At 64.3% G+C, this 12,056-nt stretch carries 15 protein-coding genes; 9 read left to right on the top strand and 6 right to left on the bottom strand.

The window, feature by feature from the left end; genetic code table 11:
- The first annotated feature begins 18 nt into the window (after positions 1 to 18).
- The 5 genes from NKI25_RS09795 to NKI25_RS09775 all read left to right on the top strand — a co-directional run bounded on the left by NKI25_RS09795 (position 19) and on the right by NKI25_RS09775 (position 3,644).
- A complete protein-coding gene (locus NKI25_RS09795) occupies positions 19 to 948 on the top strand; it encodes an Ivy family c-type lysozyme inhibitor (RefSeq protein ID WP_352998390.1) in 930 nt (309 codons plus the stop codon).
- Between the two features lie 110 nt (positions 949 to 1,058).
- Positions 1,059 to 1,442: a RidA family protein gene (locus NKI25_RS09790; RefSeq protein ID WP_352470853.1), complete on the top strand. Its 384-nt coding sequence runs from the start codon at positions 1,059 to 1,061 to the stop codon at positions 1,440 to 1,442.
- Positions 1,443 to 1,493: 51 nt separating this feature from the next.
- Positions 1,494 to 1,844 (top strand): VOC family protein, encoded by a 351-nt coding sequence (locus NKI25_RS09785; protein ID WP_352593798.1) that lies wholly within the window; start codon positions 1,494 to 1,496, stop codon positions 1,842 to 1,844.
- Between the two features lie 137 nt (positions 1,845 to 1,981).
- Positions 1,982 to 3,085, top strand: a complete 1,104-nt coding sequence (gene leuB / locus NKI25_RS09780; RefSeq protein ID WP_352593753.1) for a 3-isopropylmalate dehydrogenase — start codon at positions 1,982 to 1,984, stop codon at positions 3,083 to 3,085.
- 115 nt (positions 3,086 to 3,200) lie between these two features.
- Positions 3,201 to 3,644, top strand: coding sequence for a GNAT family N-acetyltransferase (locus NKI25_RS09775; RefSeq protein ID WP_352593754.1), 444 nt, complete (start codon positions 3,201 to 3,203; stop codon positions 3,642 to 3,644).
- Here the strand turns inward: NKI25_RS09775 and NKI25_RS09770 are convergent.
- Positions 3,565 to 4,278, bottom strand: coding sequence for a DUF805 domain-containing protein (locus NKI25_RS09770; protein ID WP_352593755.1), 714 nt, complete (start codon positions 4,276 to 4,278; stop codon positions 3,565 to 3,567). The genes NKI25_RS09775 and NKI25_RS09770 overlap by 80 nt on opposite strands.
- 88 nt (positions 4,279 to 4,366) lie before the next feature.
- Positions 4,367 to 6,199 carry a DEAD/DEAH box helicase gene (locus NKI25_RS09765; protein ID WP_352998389.1) on the bottom strand — a complete coding sequence of 611 codons (1,833 nt, stop codon included), beginning with the start codon at positions 6,197 to 6,199 and terminating at the stop codon, positions 4,367 to 4,369.
- Positions 6,200 to 6,400: 201 nt separating this feature from the next.
- Between NKI25_RS09765 and NKI25_RS09760 the strand changes: the two genes are divergently transcribed.
- Positions 6,401 to 6,550 carry a hypothetical protein gene (locus NKI25_RS09760; RefSeq protein ID WP_352998388.1) on the top strand — a complete coding sequence of 50 codons (150 nt, stop codon included), beginning with the start codon at positions 6,401 to 6,403 and terminating at the stop codon, positions 6,548 to 6,550.
- Between the two features lie 106 nt (positions 6,551 to 6,656).
- Positions 6,657 to 7,691: an aspartate-semialdehyde dehydrogenase gene (locus NKI25_RS09755; RefSeq protein ID WP_352624815.1), complete on the top strand. Its 1,035-nt coding sequence runs from the start codon at positions 6,657 to 6,659 to the stop codon at positions 7,689 to 7,691.
- Between the two features lie 185 nt (positions 7,692 to 7,876).
- On the opposite strand, the gene NKI25_RS09750 is transcribed toward NKI25_RS09755, so the two are convergent.
- A complete protein-coding gene (locus NKI25_RS09750; RefSeq protein ID WP_352998395.1) occupies positions 7,877 to 8,284 on the bottom strand; it encodes an ACT domain-containing protein in 408 nt (135 codons plus the stop codon).
- 261 nt (positions 8,285 to 8,545) lie between these two features.
- Here NKI25_RS09750 and NKI25_RS09745 point away from each other — a divergent pair, with 261 nt between their 5' ends.
- Both NKI25_RS09745 and NKI25_RS09740 read left to right on the top strand, forming a co-directional pair.
- Positions 8,546 to 8,956 carry a DoxX family protein gene (locus NKI25_RS09745; RefSeq protein WP_352624818.1) on the top strand — a complete coding sequence of 137 codons (411 nt, stop codon included), beginning with the start codon at positions 8,546 to 8,548 and terminating at the stop codon, positions 8,954 to 8,956.
- A gap of 188 nt (positions 8,957 to 9,144) precedes the next feature.
- Positions 9,145 to 9,408 carry a YMGG-like glycine zipper-containing protein gene (locus NKI25_RS09740; protein ID WP_023680734.1) on the top strand — a complete coding sequence of 88 codons (264 nt, stop codon included), beginning with the start codon at positions 9,145 to 9,147 and terminating at the stop codon, positions 9,406 to 9,408.
- Positions 9,409 to 9,480: 72 nt separating this feature from the next.
- On the opposite strand, the gene rpsP is transcribed toward NKI25_RS09740, so the two are convergent.
- The 3 genes from rpsP to ffh are packed head-to-tail and all read right to left on the bottom strand — an operon-like array spanning position 9,481 to position 11,868.
- Positions 9,481 to 9,882 carry a 30S ribosomal protein S16 gene (rpsP, locus tag NKI25_RS09735; RefSeq protein WP_352624820.1) on the bottom strand — a complete coding sequence of 134 codons (402 nt, stop codon included), beginning with the start codon at positions 9,880 to 9,882 and terminating at the stop codon, positions 9,481 to 9,483.
- 50 nt (positions 9,883 to 9,932) lie between these two features.
- Complete coding sequence (locus NKI25_RS09730; protein WP_352450211.1) at positions 9,933 to 10,259, bottom strand: chorismate mutase; 327 nt, start codon at positions 10,257 to 10,259, stop codon at positions 9,933 to 9,935.
- A 7-nt stretch (positions 10,260 to 10,266) separates the two neighbouring features.
- Positions 10,267 to 11,868: a signal recognition particle protein gene (gene ffh / locus NKI25_RS09725; RefSeq protein WP_352624822.1), complete on the bottom strand. Its 1,602-nt coding sequence runs from the start codon at positions 11,866 to 11,868 to the stop codon at positions 10,267 to 10,269.
- Positions 11,869 to 12,056 lie beyond the last annotated feature (188 nt).

The raw sequence follows: 12,056 nt of genomic DNA, 5'->3' as shown, positions 1-12,056 counted from the left end.
TGAACGGAGGGGACAGTCATGACACGTTCGCTTCTTGCCGGGGCCTGCGCGCTGGCGTGGATTCTGATGCCGGTCGCAGGCGCGCATGCACAGACCGACATGGTGCTCGTGCCGGCTGACGATGCGTCCGGCGGGGCCGCCGACCAGGGCGCGTTGAGCAATGCGGCCCTAGCCGACAATGACAAACAGGCGCCGATCCCGTTCGAGGGCGGCCAACTGACTGTCACCCAGGAGGAAGAGTACGGGGAACGGGTGCTCGCCTTCGACGGCAAGGAACTGGCGCGCAATTACGACGTCTTCTTCGACAAGATCGTCGAGGTCGGCGGCGTTAAGGTGGCGCTGGTCGATGTCGGCGACGGCGGCAATCAATGCGGCCCGGCCAAGGTGATCGTGTGGAAGCCGGAAGGCGGCACGATCCAGACGACCACGGTCGAGCAGGATGAATGCGGCGCGCCGCCGGCCGCGATCTCCGACAGGGCCATCTATTTCGTGCCCTATCTGCTGCCGGGTGATTCCAAGCCGGCGCTGCAATGGTCGCCGACGGACGGACTGACGACGTCCGGTAATCTGACCTACATGCCGGAGCCGGGCACCGACTGGAAAGACGTCGATCCGTCGAAATACGACAACATCATTGATGCCTTTCACAACGAGGCCGTCTACAGGCTAGCCGAGACGCTGCTCGGCAAGGACATGCCCGACATGGCGACCAGCCTGCTGGTCGGCGGCGGTACTGAGGAGACCGCTTCGGGCGCCTTTTTTGCCAGCGGCTGCGTGCCGCATGATTGCGGCGGCAATGACGGCTTCATGGCCGTTGACCCGGTCAACCAGAAGCTCTATTTCGCCCGCCGCGGCGACAAGCCCGAGCCGGACGTGTGGCCAGCGGTGAGTACATGGCCGGCCGACGTCAAGGAAGCGCTGGACAAGGCGCTGGGGTCGGCGAATTAGATCGTTCTGCCGCGATCCTTCGCGCGCCCCGGACATCTCCCCACTTGGGGGGAGATCGGCCGCCACCGCCGCTTTCGCCAAACCGCCTACGCTGCAAAAAAGGAGGACCTATGCGAAAACTGATCTCCACCGGTTCGCCCTTCGAGAAGACCGCCGGCTATTCGCGCGCCGTGGTGCAGGGCGACTGGTGTTTCGTGTCCGGAACGACCGGCTACGATTATGCGACCATGTCGATGCCGGAGACCGTAGAGGCACAAACGCGCAATTGCCTGGCGACGATCGCCAAGGCGCTCGGGGACGGCGGCTTCGAGATGGCCGATGTGGTGCGGGCACATTACTATATCACCGATGCGGCTTTCGTGGATGTGGTGTTCCCGATCCTCGGCGAGGCCTTTGGCGAGATCAGGCCGGCGGCAACGATGATCGTGTGCCAGCTCAACAAGCCGGAGATGAAGATCGAGATCGAGGTGACGGCGCTGCGGCGCACAGCCTGATGCCTGTCACGGTTGCGACAACGACACGGTTAGCACGAGGATCGGCCCATGGTGAAGGTCAGGCGCATCGTTGCAAACATAGACACGCAGGATATCGCGGCGGCAAAACCCTTCTATCAGGATGTGCTCGGCCTCGATCTCAAGATGAATATGGGCTGGATCGCTACCTACGGCTCGCAAGAGACGATGTCCGTGCAGGTCAGTTTCATGGCCGAAGGGGGATCAGGAACGCCGGTGCCGGACATCTCTATCGAAGTCGACGACGTCGATGCCGCGCTTGAAAGCATGAGGACGGCCGGCTTTGCCATCGAATACGGTCCGGCGGACGAACCCTGGGGCGTGCGGCGCTTCTTCGTACGCGACCCGTTCGGCAGGCTGGTCAATATCCTTTCGCATCTGTAGGCGTTTTGTCTTGAGCATCGGATTCTCCCAAAACCGGTTTCCACTTTTTGGGTCCGATGCTCTGAACCGCGGGCTTGCGCGCCGGCTGCTTGGCGTTTAGCAAGGCCGCGGCTCACGACACAATCGGGACGGTTCTCATGGCTTCGAAAAATCTTCTCCTGCTTGCCGGCGACGGCATCGGCCCCGAGGCGATGGCCGAGGTGAAGAAATTGATCGCCGCCATGAACGACAGGCTCGGCAGCGATTTCGTCACCGATGAGGGCCTTGTCGGCGGTTGCGCTTACGACGCACATGGCGCGGCGATCTCCGATGCCGACATGGCCAAGGCAATGGCGGCGGACGCGGTGCTGTTCGGCGCCGTCGGCGGGCCGAAATGGGATGCCGTGCCTTACGAGGTGCGCCCGGAGGCGGGTCTGCTGCGGCTGCGCAAGGACATGGAGCTGTTTGCCAATCTCAGGCCGGCAATCTGCTATCCGGCGCTGGCGGCGTCCTCCTCGCTGAAGCAGGAGGTGGTCGAGGGGCTCGATATCCTGATCGTGCGCGAGCTCACCGGCGGCGTCTATTTCGGCGAGCCTAAGCAGATCATCGACCTCGGCAACGGCCAGAAGCGCGGCATCGACACCCAAATATACGATACGTTCGAGATCGAGCGCATTTCGGGCGTTGCCTTCGAATTGGCGCGCACGCGCAAGAACCAAGTCACCTCGATGGAAAAGCGCAATGTGATGAAGTCGGGCGTGCTGTGGAACGAGGTCGTCACCCAGACGCACAAGGCCAGGTATGCCGACGTCAAGCTCGATCACATGTTGGCCGATGCTGGCGGCATGCAGCTGGTGCGCTGGCCGAAGCAGTTCGACATCATCGTCACCGACAATCTGTTCGGCGACATGCTGTCCGACATCGCCGCCATGCTGACCGGCTCGATCGGCATGCTGCCGTCGGCCTCGCTCGGCGCGCCGGATGCGAAGACAAAAAAGCGCAAGGCGCTCTACGAGCCGGTGCACGGCTCGGCGCCCGACATCGCCGGCAAGGGCATCGCCAATCCGATCGCCATGATCGCCTCCTTCGCCATGTGCATGCGCTATTCCTTCGGCATGGTTGAAGAGGCCGACCGGCTGGAAGGCGCGATCGCCGCCGTGCTCGATCAGGGCTTGCGCACCAGGGATATTCATTCGCCGGGGATGACCGAGGTCGGCACCGCTGAGATGGGCGACGCGATCATCGCCAAGTTCCTGGGCTGATCCTATGGCGGTCGGCGTCCGCTGGGCGACGACTGGGGATGCGGCGGCACTCGCCACCGTGCTTTGCGAAATGGCGGTGCATTACCGGTAACCGCCACTCGACGCCAGCCAGGTTTTGTCGGCGGCGCAGAAATGGCTTGGCGACGAAAGCCCATCCTATCCGCATTTTGCGCTCGCCTTCGTCGATGGCGAAGTTTGCGGGCTGGCCTCGGTTGCGATCGCGCATCCCGGCATCGATCTCGAGCGGCTGCTGTTCCTCAAGGACCTGTTCGTGCGCGATACCGCCCGCGATGACGGTGTCGGTCGAGCGCTGATGGCATTCCTCGCCGGCAATTGCATGCGCGAAGGCATCGGCCGTATCGATCTGACCACGGAGGACTGGAACGAAGGCGCGCTGCGCTTCTACGTCGGACTCGGCGCGGAGCGCCAGGGCCAGAAGGTCTTCCTCAGGCTTTCGAGCGAGGCGCTGAAGGCGATCGCTAAACCCCGACGCCCGCCGGCACCGGACCCCACTTGTTCTCGCGCGGCTGGGTCGGGATCAGCGCAAAGATCAGGATGATCACGGTGCCGAAGGTCGGGATCAGGAAGAGCAGGAAGAGCCAGCCGGTCAGGCCGGTATCGTGCAGGCGACGCACGTTCAGCCCGAACCACGGCAGGGCTGTCGCCAGCAGGAAGAGACCGGAAAGGCCGACCGTCACTGCCGGCAATTCACTGTTGTCGAGATTGCCCATGGCGTGGTCGATAAAGACGCCGAGTCCTATGACCACGATCAGCGCGATCGTCCAGAACAGACAATAGCCCCAATACTCTTTGCGGCGGGCACGGCCGGCGAAGTTGAAGTAATTCTCGGTCAGACCCCGCCAGAAGTAGCTCCACAGGCCGGCCGATTCGGCCGGACTTTGTTCAGCGGAACGGCCGAAATGTTGCGGCTGACGTGCCGCTGGCGCATTGCCGGCCTGAGACGGCGCGGCGGTTACAGTGGAGGCGTCGGTGGGCGCGCTGGCAGGTTGGGCGCGGATCGCAAAAACATCGCGTGCCCGTCCGCCAGCCGGCTGGAATTCGACGGTCGTACCTCCGGCAACCGATGCTTCGCGGCGCAAATCTTCGCGCGCCAAAGTGTAGCGGTTGCCGTCGGCTCCGGTGATGAAGCCGAAACCCTGGTCCTCGTCGTAATGAAGAACTTCGCCGCGCATGTCCTGCCCACCCCCATTTCCCCGCCCCAGACTGTGCAAAGTTCCGGCAGACCGCAAGGGGCGTGCGGAAATGGAGAGTGCTGGCTATTTACCCCGGCCGTTTCTTCGATTTCTTGTGTTTCGCAGGTCCGCCTTCGACCTTCGCCTTGGCCGGTTTCCCGGCCCAGGGCTTCGGCTCGAATGCCGGGCGCTGGTCGGCCGGTGCGCGCTTCTCGAATTTGGGCGTGTTCTGATCGAAGGTGCGCTTGCCGCGGTGCGGCTTCTTGTCGGGCCGTGGTTCCTGATAGCCGGCCCGCGACAAATCCGGCGTGCCGTCCAGCCGCTTGACCGCAATGTTGCCCTGCAGCTTCCGGTCGGGGCCGATCGCAGCGACGAAACGCTCGGCCCAGTCCGCCGCGATCTGCACGAAGGTTTCCTCCGGCTGCATCTTGATGGCGCCGATCTCGCGCTTGGAAATGCCGCCTGTCCGGCACAGCATCGGGATCAGCCAGCGCGGCTCGGCATTCTGCCGGCGTCCGACCGACAGCGAGAACCAGACGCTGTCGCCGAAATCGTCGCGGCGGCTCGGTGTCTCGTCCCGGCGCGCAAATTTTTCGCCCGACGGCGTGAATGCTGCCACGTCGAGAAGATCCTCCGGCGCCGAGTGGCTGGAGCGGCACATCCGCACGAAGGCGGCGGCAACCTGTTCGGGCCCGTGCTGATCGAGAAGCGCCTCGACGAAGCCGCGCTCCTCATCCTTCATAGGCTCGCTGAAGACCGGATCGGCGAGAATGCGCTCGTCGTCGCGCCGCAGGACGTCGTCGGCCGACGGCGGGCTCGCCCAGGTTGCCGCAAGGCCGGCACTTTGCAGCAGCCGCTCGGTGCGCCTGCGGGCACTATTGGGCACGATCAGCGCGCTGACGCCCTTGCGTCCCGCACGACCCGTGCGTCCGCTTCGGTGCAGGAGCGTTTCCGGGTTGGTCGGCAGGTCGGCATGGATCACCAGCTCGAGATTGGGCAGGTCGATGCCGCGTGCCGCGACGTCGGTAGCGATGCAGACCTTGGCGCGGCCGTCGCGCATCGCCTGCAGCGCGTGGCTGCGCTCGTTCTGGCTAAGCTCGCCGGACAGCGCCACGACGGAAAAGTTGCGATTGTTGAAGCGCGCCGTCAAATGGTTGACGGCGGCGCGCGTGTTGCAGAACACCAGCGCGTTCTTGGCCTCGTAAAAGCGCAGCACGTTGATGATGGCGTTTTCGCGATCCGCCTGGGCGACGCTCAGCGCCCGGTATTCGATGTCGAGATGCTGCTTTTCCTCACCGGAGGCCGAGATGCGTACCGCATCGCGCTGGTAGCCTTTGGCCAGCGTGGCGATGGAGCGCGGCACGGTCGCGGAAAACATCAGCGTGCGGCGATCGGCGGGTGCGGCATCGAGGATGAATTCCAGATCCTCGCGAAAGCCGAGATCGAGCATCTCGTCGGCCTCGTCGAGCACCACTGCCTTGAGCGCCGACATGTCGAGCGAATTGCGGGTGATGTGGTCGCGCAGGCGGCCGGGCGTGCCCACGACGATATGGGCGCCGCGCTCCAGCGCGCGCCGTTCGGTGCGCATGTCCATGCCGCCGACGCAGGACGCCACCGTGGCGCCGGTCAGTTCGTAGAGCCATTCCAGCTCGCGCGTTACCTGCAGGGCCAGCTCCCGCGTCGGCGCCACGGCCAGCGCCAGGGGTGCCGCCGCGTGGGAAAAGCGCTCCGCGCCATCGAGAAGGGTCGGCGCCAAAGCCAGACCGAAGGCGACGGTCTTGCCGGAGCCGGTCTGGGCCGAAACCAGCGCATCGGCCTGGCCAAGCTCGAGAACGGCCTTCTGCACCGGCGTCAGCTCGACATAGCCGCGTTTTTCCAGCGCCTTTGCCAGCGCGGGAACAATAGCTTCGAAATTGGACATCTTGCTCTTTCGAAATTCGGATTCTGAATACCCGGCGACGGGTCAAATGTCGGCAAGCGCCACAGACGGGCGCCACGAGCCAGACGATGCTCGTTCGTACTTGGTGCCGCCGTCATTGTACAGGGCGGGCGGGTCGGCCTGCTTGCGATTGACTCTAGACGTAAACCGCGTAAAAGCCGGCACCGAACGGGATAGTTTTCGATGCGCGGCCTTTTGATGGCGCTTTCTGCCTTCGACATCCCCGGCCCCAATGCGAACCATTGGGCCGGGCACGTCGCTGCGTCTCCTCGTTCCAGCAAAATCACGTTCTTGCTCAAAAAAACCGGCAAAACGACCACCAAAACGGTCTGATTCCCTTGGCCTAACCACCCTCTCCCGGGTCCGGCCCGGGGGTTGAAACCCGCATCGGCCGGCGGGTTTTCTCCAGAAAACGAGCGGAGAGGGACAGGAGATTTCGATGAGTTTCAAGGTTGCGATCGTCGGCGCCACGGGCAATGTGGGCCGGGAAATGCTCAACATACTGGAGGAACGCGGCTTTCCGGTGAGCGAGGTGGTGGCGCTGGCCTCGCGGCGCAGCCAGGGCACGGAAGTGTCGTTCGGCGACCGCACGCTGAAGGTCAGGGCGCTCGACCAATATGATTTTTCAGACACCGACATCTGCATCATGTCGGCCGGCGGCAACGTCTCCAAGGAATGGTCGCCGAAGATCGGCAAGCAGGGCTGCGTCGTCATCGACAATTCGTCGGCCTTCCGTTACGACCAGGACGTGCCGCTGATCGTTCCGGAAGTGAACCCGGATGCGATCTCGCTGTTCACGCGCAAGAACATCATCGCCAACCCGAACTGCTCGACGGCGCAGCTGGTCGTGGCGCTGAAGCCGCTGCATGACGCGGCCACCATCAAGCGCGTCGTCGTCGCCACCTACCAGTCGGTCTCCGGCGCCGGCAAGGAAGGCATGGACGAATTGTTCACGCAGACGCGCGCGGTGTTTGTCGCCGACCAGGTCGACGTCAAGAAGTTCACCAAGCGTATCGCCTTCAACGTCATCCCGCATATCGACGTCTTCCTCGACGACGGCTTCACCAAGGAAGAGTGGAAGATGGTGGCCGAGACCAAGAAGATGCTCGACCCGAAGATCAAGCTGACGGCGACCTGCGTGCGCGTGCCGGTGTTCATCGGCCATTCGGAAGCGGTCAACATCGAGTTCGAGAAGCCGATCACCGCCGATGAGGCGCGCGAGATCCTGCGCGAGGCGCCGGGCTGCCAGATCATCGACAAGCGCGAGGACGGCGGCTACATCACGCCGCTGGAATCGGCCGGCGAGGACGCCACCTTCATCTCGCGCATCCGCGAGGATTCGACCATCGACAACGGCCTGTCGATGTGGATCGTCTCCGACAATCTGCGCAAGGGCGCGGCACTCAATGCGGTGCAGATCGCGGAACTGCTGGTCGAGCGCGGGCTGATCCAGCCTAAGAAGAAGGCGGCATAGTTTCGCTCACGGGCCGCATCGCCGCTGTCGCGGCTGGCCCTCCGCGGGGGCGCCGGACGACCGGCGGCCCGCAGTCGCGGGCTCGGCCTTCGGCCGTTAGCGCCCTTCTCCCCGTTCGCGGGGAGAAGGTGCCGGCAGGCGGATGAGGGGCACAGGCGTCTCAAATAGGCAGCAAGGCGACGGCGTCACAGCCGGTTCTCCTCCGCTAGGTCCAACAGCAACTCCAGCGCCTCCTCCGCCCGGTCGGCGGGCACGAACAGATGATCGTGGTAGAAGGCCGAGACCGGATTGACGCCGATGCCGGCGGTGGCCAGCCGCGCGGTGATGGCGGCGAGGAAGCCGACCGCTTCCAGCGACGAATGGATGTTCAGCGTCAGCATCCGGCAGCGGAACACGGTTTTCAGTCCAGCGGCCTTGGCATGGTCTTCAACCACGATCAGCGTCGTGCCCTCGCGCTCGCGAAACAGCATCACCGGGTGGAGCCTGTCGGGAACGGGCGCATCGGGTGGCAACGTGGTGAAGACATGAACGCCGGCAAGCAATTCCGGCGTCATTGCCGCCAGCAACTGTTTCAGGTCGGTCTCTCCGGCCATCGGTTGCTTTCGTTGTGCGATCAGGCGGTGGTTGCCGTCGAGCGCTCGGAAGACACCTCTACGGATTTTCAATAACGCCCTCCACCTCACCCCGCAAGGTGGACTTGGCCAGGTTCGTTGCCGACTGAACTTGTACATCCGAGGTCGCCGTCCCCCGGAGCTGAAAAAGAGCTGGAGGCGTGTCGGATCGCCGTCATGGGCCGCGTCCTTGGTTCGAGCTGGCGAAGGAGCCAGTGCTCACAACGACCGGAGGGAACATCAATGACCATGTCTCAGGCAGCACCCGTCTCACCGCGTGCGCTGTGGGCCGGCCGCGTGCTCAGCACCGTCATCGTGCTGTTCATGATCTTCGACGGCGTCATCAAGCTACCGCCGCTCGAAATCGTCACCCAGACCATGGTGCAGCTCGGCTGGCCGGCCGATGCCAATGTCTCGCGCATGCTCGGCACCATTGGATTGGTCTCGACAGCACTTTACGCGCTGCCACGCACCTCGGTGCTCGGCGCCATCCTGCTCACCGCCTATCTCGGCGGCGCCGTCGCCACGCATGTGCGTATCGGCAGCCCTTTGTTCTCGCACATACTGTTCGGCGTCTATCTCGGCGCCGTCCTCTGGGGTGGCCTGTATCTGCGCGATCCAAGGGTGCGCGCGTTGTTCCCGTTCAGCCAATAGCGGCGACATCGACAGCCGTTCGATGGTGGCCACGCTGCCCGAGCGGGCGCGGTCTGCCGCCTTTCTACTCTTTGGATCAAATTGAGCGCCGCCGGGCGGCAGCCGATCTTCTTCTTTGGATCAAATCGCCTGGTTGCGAGTTAGGGGGTGCAGCGGCGAGGACGGCACCCTGTTGGAGAGGAACGACAATGAAAAAGGTAATGATCTTGATGGCCTTGCTGGTCCCGCTCGGTGCCTGCTCCCGTACTGAGCAAGGCGCGGCAGTTGGTGGCCTGGGCGGTGCGGCGGTCGGCGCTGCTGTGGCCGGCAACCCGACCAAGGGCGCGGTGATCGGCGGTGCGGCCGGCGCTTTGGCCGGTGCACTGATCGGCCGTGCCAGCGAAAGCGGCCAATGCCGTTATCGCGATCGTAACGGTCGTGTCTACGTTGCGAGTTGCCCGGAAGGCTATTGATCGGGCCGCATCATATGGATGCAATAGCAAAACGGCGGGCAGGGCCCGCCGTTTCGTGGTTGTGGAGATGATTTATTCGGCGCTGGCGGCTTCCGCCTCGGCCGGCGCGGCTGCGGCGGCGGCAACGGCCGCGGCGGCATCTTCCTGCGCCTTCTTCAGCAAGGCTGCGCGCTCCTGCGCCTTCTTGCCCGGCTCGGCCTTCTTCGGGTTGGAGCGGGCTTCGCGCTTGGCGATGCCGGCTTCATCGAGGAAGCGCAGCACGCGGTCGGTCGGCTGGGCGCCATGCGACAGCCAATGCCTGACGCGCTCGGCGTCGACCTTGACGCGTTCGCCGTCCTTGGGCAGCAGCGGATTCCACGAGCCGAGCGACTCGATGAAACGGCCGTCGCGCGGCGAACGCGCGTCGGCGACGACGACATGGTAATAGGGACGCTTCTTCGAGCCCGCACGGGCCAATCGGATTTTCAGTGGCATTTCTTTTCTCCTAAAAGCTCTGATTTGGTTGATCGGTTGGTGGCTGGTCCTCAGCCGGTTTTCGCTACGCCGTTGGATGCGGCGATCTGCTCGTGATGGCGGATCACTTCGCGGACGACGAAGTTCAGGAATTTCTCCGCGAAATCCGGGTCGAGATGGGCGTCCTTCGCCAGTTGGCGAAGACGGGCGATCTGCTCCTGCTCGCGCGCCGGGTCGGCAGGCGGCAGGCCATGTTCCGCCTTCAGCACGCCGACTGCCTTGGTGCAGCGGAAGCGCTCGGCCAGCATGTGGATCAGCGCCGCGTCGATATTGTCGATCGAGGCGCGATAATTGGCCAGCGCCGCACGCGCGTCCGCCATGTCCTTCTCTTCGTTCATGGCGCCCTCACTTCTTCTTGCCGAGGCCAGGCAGCCCGCCACCGCCCGGCAGGCCGGGAAGTTTCATGCCGCCGGGCAGCCCGGGCAGGCCACCGCCACCGGGAAGACCACCGGGCAGGCCCTTCATGCCGCCGAGCCCGGCCGCCTGCGCCTGCTTCTGCAAGGCGTCGAGCTGCTTGGGGTCCATCTTGGAGAGATCCGGCATGCCGCCGCCCATCATGCCGCCTGCGCCGCCAGGCATCATGCCGCCGAGCCCCATCTTGGAAGCGAGGCCGCCCATCATGCCGCGCATCAGGCCGCCGCCTTTGCCCTTGCCGCCCATCGCCTTCATCATGTCGGCCATGCCGCGATGCATCTTCAACAGTTTGTTGATTTCGGCCGCGTCAGTACCCGAGCCGGCGGCGATGCGCTTCTTGCGCGAGTGCTTCAGAATATCGGGGTTGGCGCGCTCGGCCTTGGTCATCGACGAGATGATGGCGAGCTGGCGACCGAACATCTTGTCGTCGAGCCCGGCGGCGGCCATCTGGTCCTTCATCTTGCCCATGCCGGGCATCATGCCCATGATGCCACCCATGCCACCCATTTTCGACATTTGCTGAAGCTGGCCGGCGAGGTCGTTCAGGTCGAACTTGCCCGACTGCATCTTCCTGGCCATCGCCGCGGCCTGTTCGGCGTCGATGTTCTCGGCCGCCTTTTCGACGAGGCTGACGATGTCGCCCATGCCGAGGATGCGGTCGGCGATGCGCTTGGGGTGGAATTCCTCCAGCGCGTCCATTTTTTCGCCGGTGCCGATCAGCTTGATCGGCTTACCGGTGACGGCGCGCATCGAGAGCGCCGCACCACCGCGGCCGTCGCCGTCCATGCGGGTCAGCACGAGGCCGGTGATGCCGACGCGCTCGTCGAAGCTTTTTGCCAGATTGACGGCGTCCTGGCCGGTCAGCGAATCGGCGACCAGCAGGATCTCGTGCGGCGACGACATCTTCTTGATGTCGGCCATCTCGACCATCAACGGCTCGTCGATATGGGTGCGGCCGGCGGTGTCGAGGATGACGACGTCATGGCCGCCGAGCTTGGCCGCCTGCACGGCGCGGCGGGCGATATCGACCGGCGTCTGGCCGGCGACGATCGGCAATGTGGCGACCTTGACCTGCTCGCCGAGCTGGCGGAGCTGCTCTTGCGCGGCGGGACGCCGCGTGTCGAGCGAGGCCATCAAGACTTTCTTGTTTTGACGGTCGGCGAGGCGCCTGGCGATCTTGGCCGAGGTCGTCGTCTTGCCGGAACCCTGCAAGCCGACCATCATGATGACGACCGGAGCCGGTGCATTGAGGTCGATGGCGACGCCCTCGGCGCCGAGCATCTCGACCAGCTCGTCATGGACGATCTTGACGACCATCTGGCCGGGCTTGATCGACTTGACCACGGCGGCGCCGACGGCCTTCTCGCGCACCTTGTCGGTGAAGGAACGCACCACTTCCAGCGCCACGTCGGCCTCAAGCAACGCACGGCGCACCTCGCGCAGCGCCGCCGAGACATCAGCCTCCGACAAGGCGCCGCGGCCGGTGAGGCCGTTCAGGATCGAACCAAGACGTTCCTGTAGCGATTCAAACATTCTTTTTCCTTTTCCCTGGCACCCGGATGATGCCCGAGAGGTAATGCGTTCGCGCCAACTGTCCAAGCAAAAGCCGGTCTGGGCAAAGCCCAAAGCCAAAAAGCACCCGGGGGCGCACAGCGCTGCCGGGTGTTGGCCTCCGGGATCGATTTACAGCACTTCACCTCAAAGAGGTTTCGGCGTCCCGG

Source organism: Mesorhizobium sp. M0808 (genome assembly GCF_040320025.1).
Taxonomy (GTDB): domain Bacteria; phylum Pseudomonadota; class Alphaproteobacteria; order Rhizobiales; family Rhizobiaceae; genus Mesorhizobium.
The sequence above is the reverse complement of the archived record's forward strand: the minus strand, read 5'-3'. Positions and strand labels throughout refer to the sequence as shown.

Coding starts and splice junctions, on each gene's coding strand:
- NKI25_RS09795 (WP_352998390.1), top strand. CDS start 19: ATGACACGTTCGCTTCTTGCCGGGGCCTGCGCGCTGGCGTGGATTCTG.
- NKI25_RS09790 (WP_352470853.1), top strand. CDS start 1,059: ATGCGAAAACTGATCTCCACCGGTTCGCCCTTCGAGAAGACCGCCGGC.
- leuB (WP_352593753.1), top strand. CDS start 1,982: ATGGCTTCGAAAAATCTTCTCCTGCTTGCCGGCGACGGCATCGGCCCC.
- NKI25_RS09770 (WP_352593755.1), bottom strand. CDS start 4,278: ATGCGCGGCGAAGTTCTTCATTACGACGAGGACCAGGGTTTCGGCTTC.
- NKI25_RS09765 (WP_352998389.1), bottom strand. CDS start 6,199: ATGTCCAATTTCGAAGCTATTGTTCCCGCGCTGGCAAAGGCGCTGGAA.
- NKI25_RS09760 (WP_352998388.1), top strand. CDS start 6,401: ATGCGCGGCCTTTTGATGGCGCTTTCTGCCTTCGACATCCCCGGCCCC.
- NKI25_RS09755 (WP_352624815.1), top strand. CDS start 6,657: ATGAGTTTCAAGGTTGCGATCGTCGGCGCCACGGGCAATGTGGGCCGG.
- NKI25_RS09750 (WP_352998395.1), bottom strand. CDS start 8,284: ATGGCCGGAGAGACCGACCTGAAACAGTTGCTGGCGGCAATGACGCCG.
- NKI25_RS09745 (WP_352624818.1), top strand. CDS start 8,546: ATGACCATGTCTCAGGCAGCACCCGTCTCACCGCGTGCGCTGTGGGCC.
- NKI25_RS09740 (WP_023680734.1), top strand. CDS start 9,145: ATGAAAAAGGTAATGATCTTGATGGCCTTGCTGGTCCCGCTCGGTGCC.
- rpsP (WP_352624820.1), bottom strand. CDS start 9,882: ATGCCACTGAAAATCCGATTGGCCCGTGCGGGCTCGAAGAAGCGTCCC.
- NKI25_RS09730 (WP_352450211.1), bottom strand. CDS start 10,259: ATGAACGAAGAGAAGGACATGGCGGACGCGCGTGCGGCGCTGGCCAAT.
- ffh (WP_352624822.1), bottom strand. CDS start 11,868: ATGTTTGAATCGCTACAGGAACGTCTTGGTTCGATCCTGAACGGCCTC.